Annotated in this window: 28 protein-coding genes; 13 read left to right on the top strand and 15 right to left on the bottom strand. The window is 61.2% G+C overall.

The window, feature by feature from the left end; translation table 11 throughout:
• Positions 1-449: 449 nt before the first annotated feature.
• Positions 450-1,418: a GDP-L-fucose synthase gene (locus H6866_08240; protein ID USO07395.1), complete on the bottom strand. Its 969-nt coding sequence runs from the start codon at positions 1,416-1,418 to the stop codon at positions 450-452.
• A gap of 136 nt (positions 1,419-1,554) precedes the next feature.
• On the opposite strand from H6866_08240, the gene H6866_08235 reads away from it, so the two are divergent.
• On the top strand, positions 1,555-1,848 hold the full coding sequence (locus H6866_08235) for a hypothetical protein (protein ID USO07394.1): 294 nt from the start codon (positions 1,555-1,557) through the stop codon (positions 1,846-1,848).
• Here the strand turns inward: H6866_08235 and H6866_08230 are convergent.
• Positions 1,814-2,839 carry a GDP-mannose 4,6-dehydratase gene (locus H6866_08230; GenBank protein USO08638.1) on the bottom strand — a complete coding sequence of 342 codons (1,026 nt, stop codon included), beginning with the start codon at positions 2,837-2,839 and terminating at the stop codon, positions 1,814-1,816. The two genes, H6866_08235 and H6866_08230, sit on opposite strands and share 35 nt — an antisense overlap.
• On the opposite strand from H6866_08230, the gene H6866_08225 reads away from it, so the two are divergent.
• The 3 genes from H6866_08225 to H6866_08215 are packed head-to-tail and all read left to right on the top strand — an operon-like array spanning position 2,834 to position 5,016.
• On the top strand, positions 2,834-3,772 hold the full coding sequence (locus H6866_08225; protein USO07393.1) for a histone deacetylase family protein: 939 nt from the start codon (positions 2,834-2,836) through the stop codon (positions 3,770-3,772). The genes H6866_08230 and H6866_08225 overlap by 6 nt on opposite strands.
• 52 nt (positions 3,773-3,824) lie before the next feature.
• The gene (locus H6866_08220; protein USO07392.1) at positions 3,825-4,091 is read left to right on the top strand and encodes an exodeoxyribonuclease VII small subunit; all 267 of its coding nucleotides are present in this window, start codon (positions 3,825-3,827) and stop codon (positions 4,089-4,091) included.
• A 16-nt stretch (positions 4,092-4,107) separates the two neighbouring features.
• A complete protein-coding gene (locus H6866_08215; protein ID USO07391.1) occupies positions 4,108-5,016 on the top strand; it encodes a polyprenyl synthetase family protein in 909 nt (302 codons plus the stop codon).
• A 15-nt stretch (positions 5,017-5,031) separates the two neighbouring features.
• Here the strand turns inward: H6866_08215 and H6866_08210 are convergent, their stop codons facing one another.
• The 5 genes from H6866_08210 to H6866_08190 form a co-directional block, all read right to left on the bottom strand.
• Positions 5,032-5,946, bottom strand: a complete 915-nt coding sequence (locus H6866_08210) for an MOSC domain-containing protein (GenBank protein USO07390.1) — start codon at positions 5,944-5,946, stop codon at positions 5,032-5,034.
• Positions 5,947-6,001: 55 nt separating this feature from the next.
• The gene (locus H6866_08205; GenBank protein USO07389.1) at positions 6,002-6,520 is read right to left on the bottom strand and encodes a hypothetical protein; all 519 of its coding nucleotides are present in this window, start codon (positions 6,518-6,520) and stop codon (positions 6,002-6,004) included.
• A 42-nt stretch (positions 6,521-6,562) separates the two neighbouring features.
• Positions 6,563-7,783 (bottom strand): pyridoxal phosphate-dependent aminotransferase, encoded by a 1,221-nt coding sequence (locus H6866_08200; GenBank protein USO08637.1) that lies wholly within the window; start codon positions 7,781-7,783, stop codon positions 6,563-6,565.
• Positions 7,784-7,963: 180 nt separating this feature from the next.
• A complete protein-coding gene (locus H6866_08195) occupies positions 7,964-8,374 on the bottom strand; it encodes a phasin family protein (protein USO07388.1) in 411 nt (136 codons plus the stop codon).
• Between the two features lie 107 nt (positions 8,375-8,481).
• On the bottom strand, positions 8,482-8,793 hold the full coding sequence (locus tag H6866_08190) for a hypothetical protein (GenBank protein ID USO07387.1): 312 nt from the start codon (positions 8,791-8,793) through the stop codon (positions 8,482-8,484).
• 116 nt (positions 8,794-8,909) lie between these two features.
• On the opposite strand from H6866_08190, the gene H6866_08185 reads away from it, so the two are divergent.
• The 3 genes from H6866_08185 to H6866_08175 are packed head-to-tail and all read left to right on the top strand — an operon-like array spanning position 8,910 to position 12,247.
• Positions 8,910-10,628 (top strand): D-alanyl-D-alanine carboxypeptidase, encoded by a 1,719-nt coding sequence (locus H6866_08185; GenBank protein ID USO07386.1) that lies wholly within the window; start codon positions 8,910-8,912, stop codon positions 10,626-10,628.
• 32 nt (positions 10,629-10,660) lie between these two features.
• Positions 10,661-11,341, top strand: coding sequence for a hypothetical protein (locus tag H6866_08180; protein ID USO07385.1), 681 nt, complete (start codon positions 10,661-10,663; stop codon positions 11,339-11,341).
• Between the two features lie 9 nt (positions 11,342-11,350).
• Entirely contained in the window at positions 11,351-12,247 is an 897-nt protein-coding gene (locus H6866_08175) for a LysR family transcriptional regulator (GenBank protein USO07384.1), read from the top strand.
• A gap of 155 nt (positions 12,248-12,402) precedes the next feature.
• On the opposite strand, the gene H6866_08170 is transcribed toward H6866_08175, so the two are convergent.
• From H6866_08170 to H6866_08155, 4 genes are read right to left on the bottom strand one after another with little or no spacing between them, the layout of a single operon-like run.
• The gene (locus tag H6866_08170) at positions 12,403-13,299 is read right to left on the bottom strand and encodes a succinylglutamate desuccinylase/aspartoacylase family protein (GenBank protein USO07383.1); all 897 of its coding nucleotides are present in this window, start codon (positions 13,297-13,299) and stop codon (positions 12,403-12,405) included.
• A gap of 20 nt (positions 13,300-13,319) precedes the next feature.
• Complete coding sequence (locus tag H6866_08165; protein ID USO07382.1) at positions 13,320-14,156, bottom strand: 2,3,4,5-tetrahydropyridine-2,6-dicarboxylate N-succinyltransferase; 837 nt, start codon at positions 14,154-14,156, stop codon at positions 13,320-13,322.
• Complete coding sequence (locus H6866_08160) at positions 14,131-14,460, bottom strand: hypothetical protein (GenBank protein ID USO07381.1); 330 nt, start codon at positions 14,458-14,460, stop codon at positions 14,131-14,133. Before H6866_08160 ends, H6866_08165 begins: the two co-directional genes overlap by 26 nt.
• Positions 14,457-14,702: a hypothetical protein gene (locus H6866_08155; GenBank protein USO07380.1), complete on the bottom strand. Its 246-nt coding sequence runs from the start codon at positions 14,700-14,702 to the stop codon at positions 14,457-14,459. Before H6866_08155 ends, H6866_08160 begins: the two co-directional genes overlap by 4 nt.
• 162 nt (positions 14,703-14,864) lie before the next feature.
• On the opposite strand from H6866_08155, the gene H6866_08150 reads away from it, so the two are divergent.
• The 4 genes from H6866_08150 to H6866_08135 all read left to right on the top strand — a co-directional run bounded on the left by H6866_08150 (position 14,865) and on the right by H6866_08135 (position 19,219).
• A complete protein-coding gene (locus H6866_08150; protein USO07379.1) occupies positions 14,865-15,734 on the top strand; it encodes a LysR family transcriptional regulator in 870 nt (289 codons plus the stop codon).
• 9 nt (positions 15,735-15,743) lie between these two features.
• Entirely contained in the window at positions 15,744-16,295 is a 552-nt protein-coding gene (locus H6866_08145) for a GNAT family N-acetyltransferase (protein ID USO07378.1), read from the top strand.
• A 114-nt stretch (positions 16,296-16,409) separates the two neighbouring features.
• On the top strand, positions 16,410-17,597 hold the full coding sequence (locus H6866_08140; protein USO08636.1) for a patatin-like phospholipase family protein: 1,188 nt from the start codon (positions 16,410-16,412) through the stop codon (positions 17,595-17,597).
• A gap of 266 nt (positions 17,598-17,863) precedes the next feature.
• The gene (locus H6866_08135) at positions 17,864-19,219 is read left to right on the top strand and encodes a hypothetical protein (protein USO07377.1); all 1,356 of its coding nucleotides are present in this window, start codon (positions 17,864-17,866) and stop codon (positions 19,217-19,219) included.
• A 2-nt stretch (positions 19,220-19,221) separates the two neighbouring features.
• On the opposite strand, the gene H6866_08130 is transcribed toward H6866_08135, so the two are convergent.
• Both H6866_08130 and H6866_08125 read right to left on the bottom strand, forming a co-directional pair.
• Positions 19,222-19,701, bottom strand: a complete 480-nt coding sequence (locus H6866_08130; protein ID USO07376.1) for a hypothetical protein — start codon at positions 19,699-19,701, stop codon at positions 19,222-19,224.
• The gene (locus H6866_08125; GenBank protein USO07375.1) at positions 19,698-21,800 is read right to left on the bottom strand and encodes a serine/threonine protein kinase; all 2,103 of its coding nucleotides are present in this window, start codon (positions 21,798-21,800) and stop codon (positions 19,698-19,700) included. The genes H6866_08130 and H6866_08125 overlap by 4 nt, the downstream gene beginning before the upstream one ends.
• A 258-nt stretch (positions 21,801-22,058) precedes the next feature.
• Here H6866_08125 and H6866_08120 point away from each other — a divergent pair, with 258 nt between their 5' ends.
• Complete coding sequence (locus H6866_08120) at positions 22,059-22,475, top strand: hypothetical protein (GenBank protein ID USO07374.1); 417 nt, start codon at positions 22,059-22,061, stop codon at positions 22,473-22,475.
• Positions 22,476-22,627: 152 nt separating this feature from the next.
• Here the strand turns inward: H6866_08120 and H6866_08115 are convergent, their stop codons facing one another.
• Entirely contained in the window at positions 22,628-23,398 is a 771-nt protein-coding gene (locus H6866_08115) for a hypothetical protein (GenBank protein ID USO07373.1), read from the bottom strand.
• 68 nt (positions 23,399-23,466) lie between these two features.
• On the opposite strand from H6866_08115, the gene H6866_08110 reads away from it, so the two are divergent.
• Positions 23,467-24,357, top strand: a complete 891-nt coding sequence (locus H6866_08110; GenBank protein ID USO07372.1) for a phosphotransferase — start codon at positions 23,467-23,469, stop codon at positions 24,355-24,357.
• Positions 24,358-24,401: 44 nt separating this feature from the next.
• Here H6866_08110 and H6866_08105 read toward each other — a convergent pair whose 3' ends face one another.
• Positions 24,402-24,929 (bottom strand): DUF1003 domain-containing protein, encoded by a 528-nt coding sequence (locus H6866_08105; GenBank protein USO07371.1) that lies wholly within the window; start codon positions 24,927-24,929, stop codon positions 24,402-24,404.
• Positions 24,930-25,050: the final 121 nt, after the last annotated feature.

Genomic DNA, 25,050 nt, shown 5'->3' with positions numbered 1-25,050 from the left:
CATGAAAGGCCGCATCACCGACAAAGGCCGGTACGAAGGCCGCCGCGACCTTGAAGCGTTCATGACCTTCCCCTATTTCGTCGCGGTCATGGATCCGTCAGGCAAGATGATCGACAAGAAAATTCTGGCCACCGCCATGCGTTTCAAGCCGCAGATCGACGATCTGGACCATGCGGAAAAAATCACCCAGACGATTCCGCTGCCCGATATCGCGCAGGGCCCCAAATACACCATCACCGTAGGTTTCCAGTTGAACCGCGCGCAGCTTGATTACAACCGTGGCGCCACCGAGGACACGCCGAAACCGGCGGGCAAGGCAGGCACCAAAAAGGCCCCGGACACCAAAGGAATGAGCGGCGCGCCCAAAAACGTGAACGTCAAGCAACCGGGCAGTATGTCCGACGACCCATTGGCGGCGGCAAAGGCGGCGACCAAGGAGAAAGCTGATTCTAAGCCCGCCGTTTCGTCGAAACCTTCGACGACGGGCGACACGCCGCAGGCGCCCGCAGAAAATGCGTCCACACCTGCTCCAGCCCCTGCCGCAACTCAATCCGGGGCATCCAAGATGTCGCCGATAGTCGAGTAACGTCGAGCAGCTTGCGCGGCACGCCGTCCGGCTTCGACCCGTCATAGACGATCGTCCCCTTGAATCCCGCGATCTCGCCCAGCATATGGGCGAGATTTTTTATGCCGATCTCCCGCCCCGTGCCGACATTGACCGGTTCCACGTCGCGATAGCAACCCGCCAGATGCAGCGCCGCGTCCGCCAGATCGTCGACATGCATGAATTCGCGCAGCGGCGCGCCGGTGCCCCAGATCGTCACCGACTTCGCACAGGTTTCCAGCGCCTCGCGGAATTTGAGCATCAGGGCCGGAATGACATGGCTGGTCCGCGCATCATAAGTATCGCCGGGGCCATACAGGTTGCAGGGCAAAAGGCTGATATAATCCAGCCCGTACTGCCGGCGCATCGCGCGGACCAGCTCGATTCCCGCCAGCTTGGCCATCGCGTAGGCGCGGTTGGTTTCCTCCAACGGGCCGGACATCAAATCCTGCTCGCGCATCGGCTGGGGCGCATCTTTGGGGTAAATGCAGCTTGAGCCGAAAAACACCAGCCGCTTCACGCCCAGTTCCGCCGCGGCGGTGATCACGTTGGTCTGGATCTGCAAATTGTCGGCGATGAAATCGGCGGGGCTGGTCATGTTGGCCAGGATGCCCCCGACTCGCGCCGCCGCCAGAAAAATGATTTCAGGACGATTTTTAAAAATGAATTTTTCTACGTCAACCTTGCATCTTAGATCAAGATTCTCACGCGATGGATCAGGTATGGCTTTCGGCAGCCTGCGCGCCAGCGCAGCCCCCACCATGCCGCGTGACCCGGCAATCCACGTGTGCGATTCGCAGTACTTGAACCTCATCGTCGCTTCCTGTTAGGAATCCATAAAAAATAACCATAAAAACAGAGGCTTTTCAATGAACACATCTGGGAACACATCTGGAAGCGCATTCGGGACAGTATCCAAGGCCGCATCGGCATATTTCAAATCGATTTTCATGGCTTATTCGGACATCGGCCATGATTTCACCGAGGGCGGAACGCCGATCTGTGTTTTTCGCAACCCGAATGAAACGCCTACAGCCTACCATGCGCAAAGCTTTGCCACATCTAATGGCGGGACGCTGATCGTGCATGATGCCGCGTCCCTGAGGCGTTTTTTGTCCGAACACAGATACATCCGCTTTCTTGCGCCGTCTGCCTATGTGCGCTGGAACCACGCCTATACCGAGTTGGCCCGCCGCCCCCGACACGATACTAAAGCGGCGCCAGCCCTGCGCGTAGCGGCCTGAGCGCCGGGTTTCTGGCCTCGCCTTCGACCATTTCTGCGACCAGATCCTTAAAGGCGGTTGTCGGCGTCCAGCCCAGAACGCGCCGGGCTTTACCGGCATCGCCGATCAGCGCAGGCACATCGAGGGGACGATACAAGGCGGGATCGACACGGACGATCAGGCGGCCCTTCGCATCGCGCGCGGTTTCAGACACAGCTTCGCCAGACCAGACCAGGTCAGGCAGGGCCGCATCGACAAAATCGCGGACACTGTATGCAGTGCCGGTGGCCAGCACGTAATCGTCGGACCTGCCCTGCTGCAACATGCGCCACATGCCCTCGACGTAATCGCGGGCGTGGCCCCAATCGCGCCGCGCATCAAGGTTGCCAAGCGCCAGCGGTTCGCCATTCCAGCTTCCGTTGCGCACATTGTGGGCAAAGGCCGCGATCTTGGCGGTTACGAAATTGCTGCCGCGGCGCGGGCTTTCATGGTTGAACAAAATGCCGTTGCAGGCGAACAAGCCATAGGATTCACGGTAAATGCGCACCATGTGAAAGGCATAAAACTTGGCCGCGCCGTAAGGACTGGCGGGCACCATCGGCGAGGTTTCGTCGAACGGGCCGCCGCCCTGACCGAAAAGCTCCGATGTCGAAGCCTGATAGAATTTCGCATCCGGTTTCAAGGTGCGCAACGCATCCATCACCCGCACGCAGCCCAGCGCGTCGATATCGCCGGTATGCTCGGGTTCGGAGAAACTGACATGGACATGGCTTTGCGCGGCAAGGTTATACACCTCGTCCGGTTGCGCGGCGGCCAGCGCGCGCCAGATCGACCCAGCATCGGCCATGTCGCCATTGTGCAAGGTCAGGTCAAGGCCGCGAATGCGCACATGATTGTCCACCGAAGTGCGGCGGACCATACCGTGGACGCGGTACCCCTTGGACAGCAGCAGTTCGGCCAGATACGATCCGTCCTGTCCGGTCACCCCGAAAATGAAAGCCGTTTTATGCAACGTCATACGGGCGTCATCATCATTACCCATCCCGACTTCGTCAAGCACGATACCGGACCCGGCCATCCCGAGCGACCGGCGCGGATTGCCGCGATCATGGACATGGTTGCGCGCGATTTGCCCGATATTCCCGTGATCGACGCGCAGTCCGCGACGGACGAACAGATCACGCGCGCGCATCCACCCGCCTATCTGATGGCGCTGGAGGCGCAAGTGCCGATGCGCGGGCTGGTCGCGCTGGACGCCGACACGACGATGTCGCCCGGTTCGATGGAGGCCGCACGGCTGGCTGCCGGGGCCGGGATTCAGGGTGTCGACATGGTGCTGGACGGGCGTGCCGGGGCCGTATTCTGTGCCATCCGCCCGCCCGGACACCATGCCGAGATGCTGCGCCCGATGGGGTTTTGCCTTTTGTCCAATGCCTATATCGCGGCGCGGCACGCGATCGACGCACACAGGTGCCGGGGGTGCCGGCGCGTCGCCATCGTCGATTTCGACGTGCATCACGGCAACGGCACCGCCGATCTGGTACGCCGGCACCAAAAGGGCGACGTACTTTACGCCTCCACCCACCAGTTTCCGTTCTATCCCGGCACCGGCAACCCGGCGGTCGAGGGCGATGCGGGCGGTTTCATCCTTGATGTCCCCTTGCCCGCCGGTACGGGTTCGGACGTTTTCCGCGCGGCCTATACCGATGCCATCCTGCCGCGATTGCGCGATTTCGCGCCCGATCTGGTTATCCTGTCCGCCGGGTTCGACGCCCACAAGGACGACCCGCTGGGCGGGATGCGGCTGGAAGCCGGGGATTTCGCGTGGGTGACGCAGGAAATCCGCGCGATTTGTCCGCGCATCGTTTCGCTGCTGGAAGGCGGGTATGATCTTGCGGCGCTGGCGGATTGCGCGCGGGCGCATATCGGCGCTTTGGCTGCGTAAACAGGCATTAATTCTTGCCGTTACGGGGGTTTGGCGGTAGGCTTTCGCCCCGATGCCCAAGACAAGCCAAGATTTCAGTGACGATGCCGTCGCCGCCCTGTCCTTCGAGGATGCGCTGGGTGCGCTGGAGGGCATCGTCAAGTCGCTGGAAAGCGGTCAAATCCCGCTGGAAGACTCGATTCAGGCCTATGAGCGCGGCATGAAGCTGCGCGCACATTGCGAGGCGCGGCTTAAATCCGCCCGCCTGCGCGTCGAAAAAATCACCCTGAATGCCGACGGCCAGCCGGACGGCACCACCCCGTTCAACCCCGACCAGTAAAAGCAGGCCCAATCCCATGCCGTCACCCCGCGAAGCCTCCCCCGAACTCCAACGCGCACTCGACGAAACCGTCGCCGGCATCAACACCACCGTCAACACGCTGATCCCTGAATCGGATGAGCCGGAAAACCGCCTGAACGAAGCGATGCGTTACGCCACGCTGGAAGGCGGCAAGCGCATCCGTCCATTTCTGGTGATCGAGTGCGCGAAACTGTTCGGAGTCGACCATCTGCGTGCCAAGCGCGTGGGCGCGGCCCTTGAATTCGTCCACGCCTATAGTCTGGTGCATGACGATCTGCCCGCGATGGACGACGCCGATCTGCGGCGCGGCAAACCTTCGGTGCACAAGAAATTCGACGAAGCGACTGCGATTCTGGCGGGTGACGCGTTGCTGACGCTGGCCTTCGAAATTCTGGCCGAGCCGGAAACGCACGAAGACCCGCGCGTGCGCTGTGAATTGATCACGTTGCTGGCACGCTCGGCCGGCATGACCGGCATGGTCGGCGGGCAGATGCTGGACCTGATCGGGGAAAAGGCTCAATTCGACGTCGGTCAGATCAGCCGCCTGCACCGCATGAAAACCGGCATGCTGATGTCCTTTGCGTGCGAGGCCGGCGCGATTCTGGGCAAGGCCGACGAAACGCGACGCAAGGCGCTGCGCAGCTATGCCTTCGACCTCGGCCTCGCCTTTCAGGTCACCGACGACATCTTGGACGTCGAGGGCGACCCCGCCGAAACCGGCAAGGAAAAGGGCAAGGACGCCCAATCGGGCAAATCGACCTTCGTCACCACGCTGGGCCATGAGCAGGCCAAGATGCGCGCGGAAATGCTGGTGCATCAGGCCATCCGCCACCTGCACGTGTTCGACCAGCGCGCGGCCACCCTCAAGGCCTTCGCGATGTACGTTCTGGAACGCCGGGCATAATCGCCTCGACCCGGATTACGCCGGAATATACCGCAAATGCGCGTTTGCCACCGCCGGGTGCGGGGCGGGTTTTATTTTGATCTCGACTTTGTCGCCGACGCGGATGATACCCTGATGGGCCACTGCGGCGTTCTGGCCGAAGAACACACCCTGCAGGCCACCGCCCTTGCCGCGACGCTGGGCCACCAGCGCCCTGGTCGGCTGGTCGTCCGGATAACGTTCGCCGGTGATCTGGTTGATCGTCGGGATGGAGCAGCGCGTGCAGGGTTTGACCAGTTCCAGCGATGCGGCGTTGCCGATGCGAACAAGGCGCACCCAATCCTCGATCCACGGGTCCAGCCCGTCGATCACGATATTGGGCCGGAAATCGCCCATCTTGACCGCGACGTTGTTGAAATGCGGACGCAACGCGTCGAACGACGACGTGCTGGTCACCAGCACCGGGCCGCCATCAGCCAGCGCGGTCGTATCCATCGCTCCGTAATGGTCATTATCAAGATGACGGCGGCGGGATTCATCGAACCGCACCAGACGCACCTTTTGGCCCACAAGATCGGAAAACCACGTGGCGGCATCGTCCCCCGAATCCAGCACCGACACCGGGTTGCCATGCACGAAGGCGGTACGGGCAACGCGATTTTCATCCAGATTGGGGTTGGCAACCTGAAGATGATGCGCGCTGATGAAATGCGCGGCGCTTTCCGTGAACACATCCTGAAGGCTGGGTATAAGATGGGTATGGACCTGCGCCAGTTTTTCGCCGCCGGGTTCGCGCTGGGTGAAATGATGCAGGGCTTTTTCCCCCTCGGCCCAGACCAGCATCCAGTTGCGGTCGTCGCGCAGACCGCGATTGGTCAGCGCGATTTCGGCATGCTTTTGCGCCGCACCTGATTTCAGGGGGTAGGTATAAATCTCAGAAACATGCGCCATGGGGTGCTCCGTTGCCTTATGGATATTATGGCGTAGCGGAGCGCGCCTATTTCTGTCAAATTTTCGGGGTGGCGGAAGGTGGCGCCAGTTGCGCCGCCGGGGCCCCGGCAGCCTGATATTTTTTGGCTTCAAGCAGGGCAGCGCGCAGCAGCAAGGCCCGGCGGCCCGACCAAACGGCCGTTCCCAGCAAGCCCATGAGCAGCGCGATTTCGCCCGAATATTGCGAAAAAACCTCACGTCCGCCCACAAGCATCGCCGCCGCAGCCGTGCCGATCGCGTTGGAAGTGTGGAACCGTCGACCCTCTTTCAAATATCTCATCACGAAATCGGTGCCCGGTACCTCGTCCGGGAAGCTCACATTCGTTTGAGAATCACGAATTGCCGTGTAACGGCGATGGTTTTTAAACGCGACCATCAGAAAGAAGCCCGACAAATAGGCTATTGAGAGCGTTTCCGGTCTAAGCTGGTACAAGCCCTGCAAAAATCCATCCAACCCGTTTGATATCTGCCAGTCCGCAATGCCCGAGACCACCGCGACGGCGAATGCCTCCCCCGCTTTCAGGCGGTAATACATCGCGCGGGGGCTGGAGAGGATGTTGAATTTCGCCTTCATGCCTTACGCTGCCGCCTTGTTGCCGGAAAGTTTGCCGCAGGCGCGGATGATGCGGGTGCAGGCCTCGCGCAGCGCCTCGGTCGAGGTGGCGTAGGAAATGCGGAAATGCGGCGACAGGCCAAAGGCCGATCCCTGCACGGCGGCGACCCCTTCCTCCTCCAGCAGATAGGTAACGAAATCGTCATCGGATTTGATCGTCTTGCCCCCCGGCGTCGTCTTGCCGATACAGCCCGCGCAGGACGGATAGACATAGAACGCGCCTTCGGGTTTGTGGCAGGTGATGCCATCGGCCCGGTTGAGCATCTCGACCACCAGGTCGCGGCGTTCGCGGAAGACGGCGTTGCGTTCCTTAAGGAAGCCCAGATCGCCGTTCAGCGCCGCCACCGCCGCCGCCTGCGAGATCGAGGACGGGTTGGACGTCGAATGCGACTGGACACTGGCCATCGCCTTGATCAGTTCCTTCGGGCCCGCGGCATAGCCGATGCGCCAGCCGGTCATCGCGAAGGCCTTGGATACGCCGTTCACCGTCAGCGTGCGGTCGTAAAGTTTCGGTTCGACCTGTGCCACGGTCGTAAATTCGAACCCGTCATAGACCAGATGTTCGTACATGTCGTCGGTCATCACCCAGACATGCGGGTGTTTGAGCAGCACATCCGTCAACGCCTTGAGCTCGGCCTTCGTGTAGGCCGCGCCGGTGGGGTTAGACGGAGAATTGAGGATCAGCCATTTGGTTTTGGGCGTGATCGCCTTTTCAAGGTCGGCAGGCTGTAATTTGAATTGGCGGCCGGCGGCGCATTCGACGAAAACCGGCGTGCCTTCGGCCATCAACACCATATCGGGATAGCTGACCCAATAGGGCGCGGGGATAATCACTTCGTCCCCCGGATTGAGAGAGGCCATCAACGCGTTGAACAGCACCTGTTTGCCGCCGGTGCCGACGCTGACCTGCGCGGGTTCGTATTTCAGGCCGTTTTCACGTTCGAATTTGGCGCAGATCGCCTTTTTCAGTTCGGGCGTACCATCGACGGCGGTGTATTTGGTCTTGCCCTGTTCGATCGCGGCAATGCCCGCCGCCTTGATATGGTCCGGCGTATCGAAATCCGGCTCGCCCGCGCCCAGCCCGATGACGTCGCGACCCGCCGCCTTGAGTTCCGCCGCCTTGGTGGTCACGGCGATGGTGGGCGAGGGTTTGATGCGGCCGAGACGGTTGGCGACGATCGACATGACGGGCGACATTGCGGGGGCTCCCTTGGGGTGAAATTCCTGAAACGCGCCGGTTTTACGCCTGCGCACCACGGGGCGCAAGTTCAAATAGCCTAGTCGCCGGCGTTTTGCGCACACATGAAAAAGCCCGCCTGAACAGGCGGGCCATTTCCCAAGGATAATACCGGGGTTCCGGTGCGATCAGGCCGCGATGGAGTCGTTCGCCTTTTTCATGGCGGCGGACATTTGCTTGTTCAGCGGCTCGAAGGCGTCCATCATCATTTTTACAGACATTTCAGACATTTGCGCGGTTGCGTTCATAGCATCCTCGAAGGATTCCTGCGCGATACGGTTCTGCGCTTCCGCGAATTCGTTGATGGTCTTGCACGCCATCAGGGATTTCCAGACATTGGCGTTTTTCTCGCCGCAGGACTGGGCGCGCGACATGCAGGCCTTCATCATCTCTTCGACCCCTTTGGCGAAGATCGACCCGCTTTTCATGATGGCGTCGGTGGATTCTTTGCCCATCGACATCATATCCTCCACCTGTTTCATGCCGGACTCGGCAAATTTGTCCATGGAGTAGGCGTTATTCTTCATTTGCGCTTTCATTTTGAACACTCCTTAAAAGTAAGCACGCGTTGTTCCAACCCAGTCTTTATTTGCAACCAAGGTGGGCAACGGCGCTGGAGAGGTTCAAGTCTTCAGCGCCGTTGAGATTATTTTTTCTTGGCTTTTTTAGCCGGTTTTTTAGCGACTTTTTTCGCGGCTTTTTTAGCGGGCTTCTTAGCCACTTTTTTAGCCGGTTTCTTCGCGACTTTTTTAGCGGGCTTTTTGGCCGCTTTTTTAGCCGGTTTCTTCGCGGCTTTTTTAGCAGGCTTTTTGGCCGCTTTTTTAGCCGCAGGCTTTTTAGCCGCTTTTTTGGCCGGCTTCTTCTTAGCAGCCGGTTTTTTCTTAGCCGGCTTGGCCGCAGCCGCCGGTTTCATACCTTCCAGTGCCTGAAGAGACACGGTCTGGATGAGATCACTCATGGTTAAACCCCCATTGTTGCAGTGCACAAAATAGGACAAATTCCTATTACAGTCAACAATGATACCTAAATGTGTGATGCTGTCGAGTGGATGTGTAAAAAGATGGACAAGCGGTCGTGAAAATTTTTACACTGGTGGTGGTTAGCATCTTCTTCAAACTCTCAGAAACCAAAGCGCCAGAGGTAAACGTGGAATTAAAAACGCCATCCGTTTCCACGATTGTGCACAAGTCCGCCTTTGCGCGTTTTTTCGTTCTGGCGCTGGCCGTCCTTGCGACTCTGCTTGCCGGATTCGGTGACGCCGACGCCGCCACGAAGAAGAAATCCAGAACCCATCATGTCGCCCCCAAAGCCACGCAAACCAAGCCTTACGCGGCAATCGTCGTCGACGCGCAAACGGGCGAGGTGTTGATGGCGCGGCAGGCCGATTCGATTCGCCACCCCGCATCGCTGACCAAGATGATGACGCTTTACATGCTGTTCGAGGCGATCGACGCGGGGCGCATCCGCATGAACGACCGCATCGTCATTTCGTCGCACGCGGCGTCGATGGCGCCCAGCAAGCTGGGGCTTCCCGCCGGGCAAAGCCTGAACGTCGAGGACGCGATCCAGGCGTTGGTCACCAAATCCGCGAACGACGTGGCGGCGGCCATCGCGGAAAAACTGAGCGGCAACGAAAGCCGGTTTTGCGCCCGCATGTCGCGCAAGGCGCATGATCTGGGCATGTCGCGCACCAGCTTCCACAACGCGTCGGGCCTGCCCGACGACCGGCAGGTGACATCGGCGCGCGACATGGCCAAGCTGGCGATCGCGCTGTTGCGCGACTTCCCGCACTACTATCACTATTTCGGCGTCCGCGATTTCGAGTTCCGCGGCCAGACGCTGGTCAACCACAACCGTCTGCTGGGCGAGTATCCCGGCCTGGACGGCATCAAGACCGGGTATATCAACGATTCCGGTTTCAACCTCGTCGCCTCGGCCAAACAGAACGGGCGGCGGCTGGTCGGCGTGGTGTTCGGCGGCCGCACATGGCGGTCGCGCAACGAGCACATGGTGGCGCTTCTGGACGAAGGCTTCGCCGAGATCCGGCGCCGCGGGCGCAATATTCGCGTCGCATCGGCTCCGGCGGCCATCGCGCCCATCCCCCTGCCCCCGCCGATGATGGACGAGGATACGCGCGGCGTTGAAACCGCGATGATGACCAGCGCCGACGACGAAACCGACAGCGCTGAGGAAGGCCTTGCCACCACGCCGGAAGATTCCGCCCGCGTGGAATCGATGATCGACCGCGTCGCGCAACAGGGCACGGACGATGGCATGGGCGACGGCATGGCTCCGCCGATCCCGTCTCCGCGCCCGGCGGCTTTGGCCGTGTCGCAGACACCGGCCGCGGTCGCGCGTCCCAATCAGGCGGCGGCTGCCGCCGCCGTTGCCGCCCTGCGCAGCACCAATGCCCGCGCCGCCAGCGCACAGCGCGCCCCCGTGGTCATGCAATTACGCATTCCGCGTTCGCAACTGCCCAAAGGCGTTGCGCCCTCGCAAATCGTGTCCAACGGCGGCGCCAGCCGGATTTCCAGCATCCAGCCCGCCAGCGGCGGCGCATGGTCGATACAGGTTGGCGCGTTCCCAAGCCGGGCGATGACCGATCAGGCGCTGCGTACCGCTCAGGCCCGCCTACCCGCCCATTTGCAGCAGCAGGGCCAGCCGGTGATCGTGCCACAGGCAACCGGCGGCGGCGTCATCTTCCGCGCTCGGTTGCAGGGATATGACGAAATCTCGGCCAACGCCGCGTGCGCCCATCTTGGCTCATGCCTTGTCGTCGCGCCCGGTTCGTGACAATTTAGGCCCTTAAGACCAGCGAGGGCCGGATGCTTTCCACCAAACTGAAAAACGCACGCGCGTCACGCGGGAACGTGCTGTTTATGATCCTGATCGCGATCGCGCTGATCGCGGGGCTGACCTATGCGATCACACGCACCGAAAACGGCGGCGATGCCATGTCGCGCGAACGGGCCGACCTGGCGGCGGACCAGTTGGCGGGTTTCGCGCTCAACCTCAAACGCGCGGCGGAAAACATCACGCGGGCCGGATACAGCGAAACGCAGATCAGCTTCGCTTCGGACCAGTTGACGGGGTACGGCACGCCCGACAGCAATCCCCGGGCCGAGGTGTTCAACATCGCGGGCGGCGGGGTTTCGTACATGCCACCGCCCGCCAATGTCAGCGACGGCAGCCAGTGGGAATTCACCGGTTCGACCGCCGCGCCCGGCGTGGGCGACGATGCAACACCGGACCTGATGGTCGTCTTTCCGCACATCTCGGAAGCGGTGTGCCGCGCCTACAACAAAAAGGCCGGATACGACCCGGCGGGCAGCATTCCCACCGACAGTGGCGAATGCGTCTATAACACCGCCAAGCGTTTCGACGGCACGTTCCCGTCATCGGGCGCGAACACCATGGACGCGAACACATTCCGCGTGCCGGCGCCTTTTGCCTGCGTCCAGTGCGGCAACGATTACAACGCGTATTACGTGCTGCTGGAGCGTTGAGGACCGTCCATGAACCTTAACTGGGACAAGCTGCGCATATTCCACGCCGTCGCCGAGGCGGGCAGCTTTACCCGCGCGTGCGAGGTTTTGAACCTTTCGCAATCCGCGATCTCGCGCCAGATCGGCGCGCTGGAGGAACAGCTGGGCGCGCCTTTGTTCCACCGCCACGCGCGCGGGCTTTTGATGACGGAACAGGGCGAGTTGCTGCTTAAGGCGACGAAGGACGTGTTTGAAAAGCTCGCGCTTCTGGAAGGCCGGATATCGGACACGAAATCGGCACCGGAGGGCCCGTTGAAGCTGACCATGCCGGGCTTTATCGGTTCGGCGTGGATGGGGCCGCGCATCGACCGGTTCCGGCGCAAATATCCGAAAATGTGCCTGACGCTCCTGCTCGACAACCGCGTGTTCAACCTGAGCATGCGCGAGGCCGATGCCGCGCTGCGCCTGTACGAACCCGACCAGCCGGATTTGATCAAGCGCAAGCTTGCGACCATCCGCTTTCATTTATGCGCGTCGAAATCCTATCTGGCCGAAAGCGGCACGCCGAAGACCGCCGCGGATTTGCGCAAACACTGGCTGGTCGGCTATCCCGCCGGCGTGCCCATCCCGCACGAGCATACCGACTGGCTGTTCCAGTTGGCGGGGGTGGACAAGGAAACCGCGCCAAAGGTTTTGTTGATGAACGCGATGCAGGCGATCCACAACACCGTGGCCGGGGGATGCGGCATTGGCTGTCTGCCGGACTTCATGATTGGCGATAACCCCAATTTACAAATCATCCTCGACCAATACCCGGCACCGGAAGTGCCGATTTTCTTCGTCTATCCGCAAGAACGGCGCAACAGCACAAAAATTCAGGTTTTGCGCGACTTCCTGATCGACGAAGTGGCGCATTCGGTGCTTTGAAAACCACAAGCGATACATGGGAAATCGCCAGAGGTATGCGTTTTATGCATATCTGCCCTGTATATTATTTTCTAGCTCCTCCCACAACGAAGCATTACACAGACCTCGCCGATGTTTCATCGGCTTTACGTCTCCCAGACGTGAAACCTCCCTGTTCAACTCGCCGGACCGCAAGGTCCGGTTTCTTTTTGGGCCATGTTTTTTGCGGCCAGATACCCCCATTCGCTGCCCAATGACGCAGATTTCGCGGGAAGGACGACAAAGCCGTCCATCGGCGCGGCCAGCACCGTGCCGTCGTCGTGTCGGGCGAAGGTTTCGCCCGCCCGTATCGGGTCCAGATGCCGCCATGCGCGCGCAAGCGCACCGGGTTTGCGCCTGAAAAAGATATGCGCCAGAACCAGATGCGCGGGCGGCGACGGTTTCGTTTCATTCGGTATGTCCGCGGCAAGCGCGAAATGCGCAAGCGCCGCGCGCGCCGCGCGGTATCCGTTTTCAGGCGAAGCCGGGTCGGCATGGCCGCCGCATTCAAAAGTGATCGCGCAGGCGCCGCGGGCGCGCGCGTATTCGGTCGTCCCCATGCCGGCGGTCGCGGCATTGGCGGGGTCCGCCGCGGCTTGTGCTTGCTGCCATCCGGTGATGATCGCCGCCGCGGGCATGGCTCGGGCAAAGCCCATGGTCGCCGCGTCATCGGCCGCGAAAACGAAAGGCGGCCCGCCCGCCGAATACGAATGCAAATCCAGCAGCGCGTAGCATTTTTCCAAGAGCGCGCGCAAAGGGGGGACCAACGCGGCTTCGGCCGTATCGGGATCGTATGCGCCCAGAATACGGTTGAGATTCGCGTCGATGAAACGCAGGTCGCGATCAAGCGCGGCGCGGTTGACGCGCGGGGCGCAGATCAACATGCCGGAATCCAGCGCCACGCGTCCGCCGTCCAAGTCGGCCATCAGCCGTTCCACGGCCATCGCCCCGCAGGGTTCGTTGCCGTGCACCCCGCCCAGAATCAACAGGGTCGGGCCGGGTTTGGCACCCGTGAAGGTCCGGGTTTCGATCATGACGGACCGGGCATGGCGGGTCAGGCCGCGCGCAAGAGATCGTTGATGCCGGTTTTGTCGCGGGTGCGGGAATCGACGGTTTTTACGATCACGCCGCAGGCCAGCGCCGGGCCGCCGTTTGGCGCCGGCAAAGTGCCCGGCACCACCACGGCAAAGGGCGGCACGCGACCCAACGTCACCGCGCCAGTTGCGCGGTCGACGATTTTGGTCGAGGCGGAGATATAGGTGCCCATGGCGATCACCGCGCCCTCGCCGATCTCGACGCCTTCGGCGATTTCGCAACGCGCGCCGATAAAGGCGCGATCGCCGACGATCACCGGGCGCGCCTGCACGGGTTCCAGCACGCCGCCGATTCCAGCACCGCCGGAGACATGGACGTTCCGGCCGATCTGGGCGCAAGACCCGATAGTGGCCCATGTATCGACCATCGTGCCGTCGCCGACATGGGCGCCGATATTGACGAAACACGGCATCAGCACGCAACTGCGTCCGATATAGGCGCCGCGCCGGACGATCGCGCCGGGCACCATGCGAAACCCCGCGTCGTGAAACCGCGCCGCGTCCCAGTTTTCGGTTTTTAGCGGAATTTTGTCGAAGGCCATCGACGCGCCCGCGCCCGGCATGGGCACGGCGCGGTTGGCCCGGAAATAAAGCAGGATCGCGCGGCGCACCCAGTCATTCCCTTCCCACGCCGAACCGGCAAGGCGCACGGCGCGCAGGCTACCGTCATCAAGCGCGGTAATGACCGATTCGACCGCATCGCGCGCAGCGGCGTCCGGCTGCCATTCCGGGCCGCCTGAAAGCATCGCGTCATGGGCGCGTTCGATCGCGTCACGCAGTTGGTGCAGGCTGGTCATTTCCTTCGCTCCGTTCGTCGATAAAGCGCATCAGGGCGCGGGTCGCCGCAGGATCGTCGGCGTAATACAGGCGCAGCGCCCGGCCCGCCACCACCGCCATCGCACGGACGCGGCGCGCCGCATCGCGCACGGCCATGATACGTCCGTTTTCGCCGGTCAGGGCGGCGGCAAAATCGAAATGCGGCGCGGCAGCGGCGATTTTGCGCCTGATCTCGGCAAAGCCCGCATAGGCGCCGGCAGGCCGGGCATAGCCCAGATACAGCTCCAGATCCGTTGCCGGTTCGATGGCGCAGGTCAGGGTCATGCCGCCACCAGACGCGGCGCGTTGGAAGCGCCCCCGGTTGTCGTGCCGTTTGTCGCGCTGGGCGTGAATTCGCGGTTGAAATCGTCCAGAGTCATGGGCCGCAAGGTTACGCGACCGCCCGGCGTGTGGATTTCCTCCAGTATCGTGGGGCGGCCGGTGGCTGCACCTTTAAACCCGCGACGCAGGGCAGAAAGTGCGGTGGTCGGCTGGCGGTCGGTCGGCGTATTCACTTGCGTACTCATTGGGGCCCTTCCATTCATTCGTTGTATGTGCGCTGTGCATTGCTGTGGACCCAGTTTCCACAGACGGGCGCGGGTTTGGAATTTCTTTGTTGTCATTGACGATGCAAAAAATGCATCATAAGCCTCTGGTGCCCGGAAACCGGGCGGTTGTAGAGTGAGGATATGGAGTTCACCGAGATCGAGGATTTTCTGGCTTTGGCGCGCACCGGCAGTTTCCGCCGGGCGGCAGAATTGCGCCATGTGACCCAGCCCGCATTTTCGCGCCGGATCATGGCGATCGAGGACCGGGTGGGCGCGCCTTTGTTCGATCGCAGCGTCACGCCTGTCGACCTGACCCCGGCGGGGCAGCGGTTCCATCTGCATGCCGAACAGATCAGCCGGACCATGGCCAAGGCGGTGGAAGACACGCGCAGCGCGTCCTCGGCGCTGGCCAACCCGATCCGCATCGTGATCTCGCACACGCTGGCGGTGTCGTTCTTTCCGATGTGGTGGAAGGGGTGCGTGCGCGCCTTGCCGGATTTAAGCGTGCGGTTGACCGGGCAGCGGATCGAGCAATGCGTCGCCGATCTGCGCGAGGGGTTGGCCGATTTCGCCTGTGTCCACGCCGCGCCCAATTTCCTGCCGTTCAACGATACTAGCGGGCTGAAATCCATCCGGCTTGGCGGCGACCGCATCGTGCCGGTCATCGCGCGGCGGCTGATCGGTCAGGATACAGGGTTGCTGGCCTATGCGCCGGGGTCGTTCCTTGGCCGTTGTGTCGAGGGGTTGATCCACGACATGCCCAGCCACCGGCGCAAGCTGGCCACCGTGTTTGAAAGCCCGTCGTCGGAAGTGCTGCGCGCGATGGCGCTGGCGGGTTTCGGCATGGCGTTTTTGCCCGAAAGCCTGATCGAGGACGATCTGCAGGGCGGGTTCCTGATCCCGGCCTTGCCAAAGCGGTATCGGCTCGACCTCGACATCCTGATTATCCGACGGCAGGCGACCTTAAGCGAAAGCGCCGAAAACTTGTGGTCGCACCTGATTTCCGCATAAAGTTTTTCAATGGAACTGGTCGTACCCGCATTGCCGTATGTCGAATCGTGCCGCGCCGCGCTGGCCAGGGGCTGGTCGCCCGATAACACACGCCCCGAGGCGGCGCAGGAAGAACTGGCGCGGCTGGACGCCGACCCGGCAGCCTATGCCGCCAGCAAGACCGACATCGAAGCCAAAGGCGCCCCGGTCACCCTTCCCGACGGCAGCACCGTGCCGCGCCTGCCGGGGTACAGCAAATGGATGTGGGACGGGGAATTCTGCGGCAGTATCGGCCTGCGCTGGCAAAAGGGCACCGAGGCGTTGCCGCCGCATTGCCTTGGCCATATCGGGTACAGCGTGGTGCCGTGGAAACAAGGGCGCGGTTACGCCACCAAAGCCCTGTGCCAGATTCTGGCCGAGGCGGCGGCGACGGGCCTGCGCTATGTCGAAATCACGACATCGCCCGAGAACTTCGCCTCGCAAACGGTGATCATCAAGAACGGCGGCAAATTCGTCGAACGCTTCATCGAAGAACCTCAATTCGGGAGCGTAGCCGGCTTGCGTTACCGCATTTCTTTTTAAATCGTTAAAAAGTTTTGCGCGGCATCATCAACAAACACTTACAACTTACTGAAAATTTTATAGAATAAAGGTGTGATAGACAGGTTCGTCACCCTTTTCACCTATGGCGGCGGCATGCGCGGCCTGATCCCCGCGCATCTGATGGCCGCGATCGAGGAGCGCACGGGGCTGGGCATGGCGCAGATGGTCGACCTGTTCACCGGGCCGTCCACCGGCGCGATCCTCAACGCCGCGCTGACCCGCCCGCACCGCCGACGTCCGAGCGAGCCGCAATACAAGGCGCGGCACATGATCCGGTTTTACGAGCGCGAGGGTGAATCGATCTTTCCGCGCGACCGGTTCCGCGAATTGCGCGGGCTTTTGCACGATTTCAACAACCGGACGATGAAAATCTCCACTCTCTCGCGGCTGGTGCGGCATGGGCATTACAATGAACGCAATCTTGCGAACGCGCTTTACGCGCTGTACGGCGACGCCAAGCTGGGGGACAGCGTCACCTCGCTGATCGTGCCGTGTTACAGCCTTGGCGGTGAAAACGCTCCAGACGACCCAAGCGCACACGCCGTGGCCGAAACCGGCGCGGCGCTGCACGCCGGCGCGGCGGTATGGCTTAAACACATCCGCGCGCCCGCATTCAACCCCGCCGGGCACAAGCCATACGACGTCACGCTGTATGACGCGGTCATGGCATCGGCGGCGGCGCCGACCTATTTCCCGTGCCACGATTTTTCCGCCTACGACCCCAATGACGGGTCATGGCGAGCGATTCACGCCATCGACGGGTCGATTTTCGACAACCCTTGTATTTCCTGGCACGGCGCGATCAAGCAGCACGTCCCACCGGAAAGCCAGCCGGTGATGATCTGCCTTGGCACCGGCATCACCAACCGTCCGATCCACAAGGACGAATGGAACCGGTTCGGCTCGCTGGGCGTCGTCGATCCCGCCAACCACCTGCCCTTGATCAACATCTTTTTCCACGCGTCGGAAAGCGCGCTGATGGACGGGTTCGGGCGCGACATGGGGCGCAACCTGTATCTTTTCAACGGGTCGCTGGTCGCGCATGCGGGCATGAACGAACTGCCCAGCATGGACATAGACGACGCCACACCCGAAAACATGACGCGGCTGGCGCGCTTTGCGCAAATCCTGATCGAGGACAATAAGGCCGCGTTCGAGGAAATGTGCCACATTCTGGTTTCCAACCGCGACCGGCGGCAGGCGCAAAAAACCGAGCAGACCGACATCATCAAATCCATCCGGCGCAAGGTGCGCGCCCTGCGCGGCAAACCGGCCGAATAATTCACATACCCATAGCATGGGCTTTTTTGTTGCGCTGCAGATTGTACGGTGGCCACGAATCCATCCAGACTTCCCCATAAGAATAAAAAGTCACGGACATAAGGATCCGAATGGCGCAGGCGCAGGTTGTTACCGGGATGGTTTTCCCCTCGGCTGGGGTGCGGATCCTTGTCCCGCTTGTCGTTTGCGCATTGATGGAGGAGGCCTCCGGTCTCCCGATGTTCGCCTTAAGCGATTACAATACGGGGATGTCCGCAGGCGGAATCATGTCAACCGCCTTTGCCATGACCAATGCCGATGGCAGCCCGCGTTTCACCGCAAGGCAGGTTCTGGAAGACACGCTTTTGACCAGCGCCGTGATGTTCGCGCGCGATCCGGGGCATGTGATGTTTAACAACGTGCGCCGCGACATTCCGGGCCTGCTGCGCGGCAGCGGCAATTCGCGTCTGGTGCGCCTGATTGCCAACGAGCTTGAGGCGCGTTTTACCCCTTCGCACGATAAGGCACGGTACGATCACGGTATTCTTGGCCAATCCCTGACGCAGCATTTCGGCGATTTGCGCATGCGCGAAACCGCCAAAAGCAATTTCGTGCTGGCACACAACATGGACGATGCGCGTCCATCGGTGTTCGGCCATATCGATGAAGCGGCATTTCCCGGCGAAGGGCTTGATCTGTGCTTCGCCGCCGAACACGAAGCGCAGGACGACGGGCGGCTGTCCCTGCACGGGGGGGCGCGCATCACCAGCGCGCTCAAGGCCGCGACCGCGATGCCCGGCGTCATCGGGTATTACAAGGTGCCGTCGGTCGAACGGCATTTCATGGATACCGGGTCGTTCGGGTATCCGACCCTGGCCCTGCTGGCGCAGGACATGCACACGCGCGCCGAAAACCGTGCAGCAAGATTGAAAACGGAACCCGCGGGCAGATGGCCGCGGATCAAAGGCCTGAACGCCACCTTCGGCAAACGCGCAAAACCACCCGAAACCGTCACCCGCCTGATCATGCTGGGCATCGGGGACGAAAAACGCATGGGTTTTGATCGCAGCGGCATGGGTGGCGTGGTGTCCGAGGCCGGCACCATCGTGCGCGCGGCCGCCGACATGACCAAGGCGCCATCCCTGATCGGATTGCGCAACCGATTCAACCGCCCGTCCATGGCGGCAACCGGCATGCCCGCCCTGCGCAGCATCGATACGCCAATCGTGGATGAGGCGGGGCGCCCTTTTGCAGGCGGCCCTTCGCCCGACATCACCGACGGACGCCCGGAAAATCTGGAGCGGCTGTTGACCTTCGGCGTCAGGCTTGCCGCCGCCAACGGTGCGATGCTGGCCGATGAATTGCAATTGCGCGCGCAAACACTAGCCACGCGCGGCACGATTTCAACCGCGCAGGCAAAGGATGCCGTGCTGCGGGCAGAAATCCTGCGCCAACCCGGCGGGACCGAGGCGCTGTGCGATCAATTCCTGACGTCGATGCGGGATGTCGGCCGTTTTATAATCGAACGCACCCCAACGCCCAAAGCTGTGCCCGAAGCTTCGCGCGGACGGTTGGCCGGTTGGCTTCCCACCTTGCGGCGCGCCACGCCACAAGAAGCCGCGCCGACACCCGCAAGCGCCTGACCCTAGTCCTGATCTTCGGGGAAGCCGAAATCGTCGAGCGGGACGGACCCGTCCACGTAATAATCCCAACGTTCAACCAGCGCCTTCAACTGCCTGTCGATTTCACGAAGGCGGGCCTGTGCCTGTTGCTGTTTCAGGGTTGCGACCATGCCCGTAACCGTGGATTCGATCGCATAACCCGCCGCAGCCATGATGTAGATGATGATCACCGTCTTGGGCTGCATGATGATGCCGACCGCGGCGTCGAGCGAATTGGGCTGGGTCCCCATCCAGAGTTCGAGCAGGAAGGGCAGGCAACCCGCGAAATTCATCATACCGACTGAAATGGCACGGCTTTTCTGGCGCGATTTGTCGACCAGATTGGCGGCCAGGGTCGGCATCATCCCGGCGACCAGAATGATCGTCGACGCAGCGAACAGCACCGCGCAGGTCAACCCCACCACGGTCAGAAAATGTTTACGCCAGCCAAGTCCGCCGCTCATAGGATGCGTGCCCCGTTCAAATACATGACGATGATGCCGAACATCAAAAGCGCGGCGACAACGCCGGCGATCACCACCGACATTTCGCGCCCTTCGCGCCGACCATAGAATTTTTCCTTCACATGCATCCTGAGATTATCGCGTTCGGCCACCAGCGCCTTGTGCATCATCATTGCGCGCCGGAAATTACCCAGATCGTTACGCAGCAATTCGGCATCGTCGAGTATGGACAGCAGGCGCGGCAGATCACCCCGATCACGCGCATCCGCGACCTTGCGGCGCAGTTCACGACGGGTATCGCGGTCGTGGAAACGCTCGAAGACCGGCTCGACGAAATCCGTCATCCATTGAGTCAGGTTTTTCAGATTGGGAATGCGGTAATAACGCTGGATCGCGGCCAGACATTGCAGCGTGCCCAACGCATAGCGATAGGGTTCGTTTGATTGCAGCTCAAAAAGATAGGGTTCGGCGACCTTGCGGTCCTTGACGCACAGGAAGGCGATGGAATGCCGATCCATCAGGCGCTGGGGGCGATTTGCCTCGTCCGTCGCGATGGTTTCGCACGCCGCCACGAACTCCTCGGGCGTGCGGGCGTAATATCGGCACACCACCGGCGAAAGGCAATGCACGTCGGGATTGAGGAAATAAAGCACGCGTTCAAGGCCGAAACCCATGCCCGGCTGTTTGACGTAGTTGCGCGCGGCATCAAAGCGGCTGACGAAGTTCGCCATGTCGTAATTAAGATCGGTCAGCGTCGTCATCCAGAAGGAGAGCAGCGAGCCAGAAAAAATATCGGCATAGGTTGCAAGGTCCCTGTTGGAGACGAACGCCTCGGCCAGCGCGGTCGCGATCCCTTCGCCGGTCATCGAAAGATTTTTGTAACGGATCGGCCCGTCCGGATCGAGGGCGATGGCCACGCGCGAGATCAGCCGATCGCCATAGGCGGCGTTGCGCCCCTGATCCTCGGCAGAGCGCATGGCATTTTCAAAACGCGCAAGCATCTGTTCGTCGTCCAGCGAACGGTTGATCCACTGATAAAGCTCGCCGCTTTCGATCAGGGTCATCGCCTCGGCCTGACGGGTGAACATGTCGCGGGCCAGCGCCGCCGGATAGGAATAGCTTTTACCGCCGAATTCCAGCGGGCGCGCGGCGCGCAGTTTCTTGCTGGCCTGTTTTGGGCTGAGCCTGCGTCCGTCCAGCCAGGTCAGCACCTCGTCCAGCGTCCATCGCTGGTGGCGGTCGTCGTATAACAGGCCGCGCAGCAGCTCCAGAATCGCGCCGGTGAAATGGTCGTCGGTGCCCAGAAGCGTGGCATAGGTGCCGTACTGCATCTTGTTCTGGGTGATCTCGGCGTCCGATCGCCCCTTCATTGGGTCCTTGGAGCGCAGCATCATCGCCAGCGTCACGCCCAGAGAATACAGATCGTCCTGATTGGACCCAAGGCCGCGGCCCGTGGGCTGGGCCAGCGCGCGGTCGATAGGTTCGTAGATCGCGGGTTGAGCCATGGAAGGCGGAAGACTCAACCCCTCGCCCAGCGTGACGCGATCGTAATTCTCCTTGCCGCCGTCGAACAGGTTGCTCGCACGGATGCCGCCATGGACGATGTCGTTGTCGCGCAGGTCCTTGAGCACGGCGATCAGGGGCCGCACGAATTTCTCCATCACGCGCTCGGATTTGATGCCGAGAGCCAGATTCTGGTCGTTTTCGACAAGCGGCTTGCCCAGCGTGTTTTCAAAAATAAACACGAAGCGGTTTATGCCCTGTTCCGGTATCCGACCGATGCCGGAGCCGATCAGGCGCAGCAGGCCCGGATTGTCGATCGCGGCATAGGCAGGCCCCACCCGGTTGCGCGGGGTGAATTGCGGTTCGCAGACATAGGCGATGTAATCGCGCGCATCAGCCCCCAGCGCCTTTGCGGCATAGGCGTTGACATAGGGGTTGGAATAGGGCGCAAGGCGGCGGCCGGTGTCGATTTCAATGGCGTCGTTGAAGACCATCGGGCCGCGCAGCACGCTGGGCTTGAAGCCACGCAGGCCGACATCGCCCGTGGCTTCGGTATTCCCTTCGATCATGCTGGCCGAAGCCTGATCCTTAGCCATAACCCCGTACTTTCGATTCAGACATTGAATTGTAAGGGAAAAAAGCGCCGGAGGATACAGGGCGGATATGGGGCCAGAGCGTTTCCTTTTTTAGATTGGCGTAACGTTCACGCGTCATGCCCCGACTTGTTCGAGCAAATGACTAGGGTCATTCCTTACCATGGATTATCCGCATGCGCGGGTAATGACGGTTTTTGTCGTGACTTAGCTTGATCGCAGATTCCTTTTTTTCGCAAAATATGCGATGATCGGGGTCTTATGACGATGGATTATGCCGACCACAAGGTTTCCGAAGCCCTGCGTCTTGCCGGGGGCAACGCCGCCAAGGCGCGGCGCCAGATTCAGGCCTGGTTTTACGAGGATGTGAAACTGCTGCTTGAACTGACCCGGCCGCACTGGGCAGGTATCGTCGCGCACGCGGTCGACCGCGCCGCCGCGCGCGCCGAACGGGGCGAGGACACATCCCCGCAAGCCGCCAAAAAGGCCGCGCGCGGCAAGGGAGAAAGCAGTTTCGGCAAAGAAATGCTGCGCAGTTTCGTTTCCGAAAAGGCCGCGCGTTTCGGGCACGAAGCCGGGAGCGCCCCGGTGCGCAGCAAGACCGCCAGCCAGGCGCATGTCGACACCATCCATCTGCTGGCCGCCAAGGCGAAGCAGAAACCCAAGCGCAAATCCTGATTTACGGTTTTGAACCTATAGCGGGGTAAACCCCGTCCGGCGTGTTACCACCGCCGGGTGGACCAGCTGATCCATCGCCCAATACATGGTTTTGCGGGCTGGATATTCCAAACCCATAGGAAACAGGACATAATCCACATCAAGCGTATTGATCATCGCCTGCGCCTGCACCGCCACACGCTGAAAATGGCAGGAAACTTCCAGCACGGGATGGCGCGGCGCCACCACAATCTCTGCCGCGCTTTCAACCAGCGTTTCCAACCTTGCAATATCCCTGCCCGCGCGCACGCCCCCCTGCCTGCGCGTAAAATAGGACTCCAGCCCGTGTTGCTTGATTCTGCGTCTCCCGAAACTGCGGAACAAGCCGAAGGAATCCGCCTGATACGCCGCATCACGATCGGAAACGGCGCCTGCATTTCGTCGCGCGGAAACAACCCGCCAAGAAAACGGCTCTGCCGCCATTGGCCTCCCCCACTTAATCCGTATTGATTGAATATCGCGCGGATCCCCTGATCGAGATGGGCGCGCAGCATCAATATGTCGGCAAGATCGGGGTTGTGCGCGATGCGGTTTTGCGCCTTTCTTCGCCGCTGCGGCAAATCACCGGCTGCACCTTTCCATACGCGCGGGATTTCGGGTTTCGCTTCCTCGACCAGCGCGGGCAGGCTGCGCGCGTACCAGCCACGCATATGCGGATTGTCCAAAAGGCCCATGCGGATCCGGCCCAGCGCCGCCCGTCCATCCGAATCGCCAAGGCCGCCGAAATCGCCATCCTCGCTAACCGCACGCAAAAGCGCCAGCGCCGGGCCGGATTGCATGTCCGTCACGTCATCGACACGCAATTCGCGGGCACGCCTGGTGTAATCGGGTGCAATTCTAGCCGGTGCGGGCCGTTTCTTTTCTTTGCGCCGTGGGTAGGTCATAATTTCTATGTTATGTTTTTTAACAGGCTTACTTATGATTCCGGTAAAAGGCAAATTTTCATAGATACATGACCCTCGACCCCGTCATTTCCGATTTCCTTGCGCGCGCCGGGTGGCCGGATCCGGCGATTGTGCCGATCACGCCAGACTGGTCGCCGCGGCATTTTTGGCGGCTTGCGCGCGCCGACGGCGCGCGGGCGGTGCTGATCCATGCGCCGATGGCCGTGCCCGGTCATTCTTTGGATGATTTCGCGCGGCTTGCGCAGGTTTTGCGCGGCGGGGGGTTGAGCGCACCGGCGATTTTCGCGCAAGAGCCCGGTTTGCTGCTGGTCGAGGATTTCGGGGACACGCCCATTGATACGCCCGCGATCGAGGGCGAAGGTTATGCGACGGCGATCGACGCGCTGGCGGTATTGCGCGTGCTGCCTACCGACGGGCTGGTCGCGTATCGCGACGGGTATATCTATAAAAAACTGGCGCTGTTTTCGGACGACCCGGCATGGCTGGCCGCGTGGGAAGCGGCAAAGGCCGCGCTGCCCCCCTGCCCGTCCGTGTTCGCGCATATGGATTACAAGGCGGGAAACCTGCATTGGCTGGCCGCGCGCGCGGATGTGGCGCGCGTGGGCATTCTTGATTTTCAGGCGGCGCAATGCGCGCCCTTTACCTATGACGTCGTGAATCTGCTGGAGGATGCGCGGCGAAATCTGGACCCCGCGTTCAAGGCACAAATGAAGCAGCGGTTTTACGATGCGCTGCCCGACGACTGGAAGCCTTTGTTCGACGCGTGGTATGTGTTCATGGCGGCGCAGTTCCACGCGCGGGTGCTGGGACAGGTGCGCGGACAGGCGAATGCCGCGCCCGATATCGTCCCGCGCCTTGAGCATTATCTGGCGGCGGAATTACGTCATGGGGCGCTTGCCCCCATCAGGCCGTTTTTTGACGCCTTGTTACGCGGCTGACACCGCAAAGTCCTGACTTTCCGTCTTCCGCAAGTTTGGCGCCTTTATGCGCCCTTCGCGGATTCCAGCCTTGCGGTCAGCGCCTCGATCATCTGGGTCAGCTTCATGATCTCCTGCTCGCGCATCAGGTCGATTTTCTGGTGCAGCAGCTCGATTTCCAGTTCCGCCTTCAGATTGACGTCGTAATCCTTTTCGGCCTTGCGGCGGTCGATGTCGGCCTGACGGTTTTGCGACATCATGATGATCGGCGCGGTATAGGCCGCCTGAAAGGACAGCATCAGGTTGAGCAGGATGAACGGGTACGGGTCCCACGCCTTCATCCAACCTGTCACGTTCAGGATCAGCCAGAACACCAAAAGCACGCTTTGAATGATGATGAAGCGCCAAGATCCCACGGTCGCGGCGACGACGTCGGACACCCGTTCGCCCAGCGTATGGCCGCTGCGCGGCACATGGCGCTTGGCCGGGTCCTTGTGGCGCAGAACACGCAGGATCTTGCGGTCCTCGGACGTGAAATAATCATGATTCTGGGTTTCCGGTGCGGGCTGTTCGGTCGCTTGGGCGTCGGTCATGGCGGGCCTCCTTGGGTGGGAGAAGCTAAGCACCAAGGAAAAACCGGAACAAGAGGCATAAAAGGGTTGCGCCGCGCGCCTTAACCCCCTATCACGTTCTCTTCAGGACCCACCAGACCGC

Source organism: Rhodospirillales bacterium (genome assembly GCA_023898805.1).
Taxonomy (GTDB): Bacteria; Pseudomonadota; Alphaproteobacteria; order Micavibrionales; family UBA1664; genus UBA6145.
The sequence above is the reverse complement of the archived record's forward strand: the minus strand, read 5'-3'. Positions and strand labels throughout refer to the sequence as shown.

Excerpts from the sequence above, each read along its gene's own strand:
- H6866_08240 (USO07395.1), bottom strand. The coding sequence starts at position 1,418 with ATGAGGTTCAAGTACTGCGAATCGCACACGTGGATTGCCGGGTCACGC.
- H6866_08235 (USO07394.1), top strand. The coding sequence starts at position 1,555 with ATGGCTTATTCGGACATCGGCCATGATTTCACCGAGGGCGGAACGCCG.
- H6866_08225 (USO07393.1), top strand. The coding sequence starts at position 2,834 with ATGCAACGTCATACGGGCGTCATCATCATTACCCATCCCGACTTCGTC.
- H6866_08220 (USO07392.1), top strand. The coding sequence starts at position 3,825 with ATGCCCAAGACAAGCCAAGATTTCAGTGACGATGCCGTCGCCGCCCTG.
- H6866_08215 (USO07391.1), top strand. The coding sequence starts at position 4,108 with ATGCCGTCACCCCGCGAAGCCTCCCCCGAACTCCAACGCGCACTCGAC.
- H6866_08210 (USO07390.1), bottom strand. The coding sequence starts at position 5,946 with ATGGCGCATGTTTCTGAGATTTATACCTACCCCCTGAAATCAGGTGCG.
- H6866_08205 (USO07389.1), bottom strand. The coding sequence starts at position 6,520 with ATGTATTACCGCCTGAAAGCGGGGGAGGCATTCGCCGTCGCGGTGGTC.
- H6866_08200 (USO08637.1), bottom strand. The coding sequence starts at position 7,783 with ATGTCGATCGTCGCCAACCGTCTCGGCCGCATCAAACCCTCGCCCACC.
- H6866_08195 (USO07388.1), bottom strand. The coding sequence starts at position 8,374 with ATGAAAGCGCAAATGAAGAATAACGCCTACTCCATGGACAAATTTGCC.
- H6866_08190 (USO07387.1), bottom strand. The coding sequence starts at position 8,793 with ATGAGTGATCTCATCCAGACCGTGTCTCTTCAGGCACTGGAAGGTATG.
- H6866_08180 (USO07385.1), top strand. The coding sequence starts at position 10,661 with ATGCTTTCCACCAAACTGAAAAACGCACGCGCGTCACGCGGGAACGTG.
- H6866_08175 (USO07384.1), top strand. The coding sequence starts at position 11,351 with ATGAACCTTAACTGGGACAAGCTGCGCATATTCCACGCCGTCGCCGAG.
- H6866_08170 (USO07383.1), bottom strand. The coding sequence starts at position 13,299 with ATGATCGAAACCCGGACCTTCACGGGTGCCAAACCCGGCCCGACCCTG.
- H6866_08165 (USO07382.1), bottom strand. The coding sequence starts at position 14,156 with ATGACCAGCCTGCACCAACTGCGTGACGCGATCGAACGCGCCCATGAC.
- H6866_08160 (USO07381.1), bottom strand. The coding sequence starts at position 14,460 with ATGACCCTGACCTGCGCCATCGAACCGGCAACGGATCTGGAGCTGTAT.
- H6866_08155 (USO07380.1), bottom strand. The coding sequence starts at position 14,702 with ATGAGTACGCAAGTGAATACGCCGACCGACCGCCAGCCGACCACCGCA.
- H6866_08150 (USO07379.1), top strand. The coding sequence starts at position 14,865 with ATGGAGTTCACCGAGATCGAGGATTTTCTGGCTTTGGCGCGCACCGGC.
- H6866_08145 (USO07378.1), top strand. The coding sequence starts at position 15,744 with ATGGAACTGGTCGTACCCGCATTGCCGTATGTCGAATCGTGCCGCGCC.
- H6866_08140 (USO08636.1), top strand. The coding sequence starts at position 16,410 with ATGCGCGGCCTGATCCCCGCGCATCTGATGGCCGCGATCGAGGAGCGC.
- H6866_08135 (USO07377.1), top strand. The coding sequence starts at position 17,864 with ATGTCAACCGCCTTTGCCATGACCAATGCCGATGGCAGCCCGCGTTTC.
- H6866_08130 (USO07376.1), bottom strand. The coding sequence starts at position 19,701 with ATGAGCGGCGGACTTGGCTGGCGTAAACATTTTCTGACCGTGGTGGGG.
- H6866_08125 (USO07375.1), bottom strand. The coding sequence starts at position 21,800 with ATGGCTAAGGATCAGGCTTCGGCCAGCATGATCGAAGGGAATACCGAA.
- H6866_08120 (USO07374.1), top strand. The coding sequence starts at position 22,059 with ATGACGATGGATTATGCCGACCACAAGGTTTCCGAAGCCCTGCGTCTT.
- H6866_08115 (USO07373.1), bottom strand. The coding sequence starts at position 23,398 with ATGACCTACCCACGGCGCAAAGAAAAGAAACGGCCCGCACCGGCTAGA.
- H6866_08110 (USO07372.1), top strand. The coding sequence starts at position 23,467 with ATGACCCTCGACCCCGTCATTTCCGATTTCCTTGCGCGCGCCGGGTGG.
- H6866_08105 (USO07371.1), bottom strand. The coding sequence starts at position 24,929 with ATGACCGACGCCCAAGCGACCGAACAGCCCGCACCGGAAACCCAGAAT.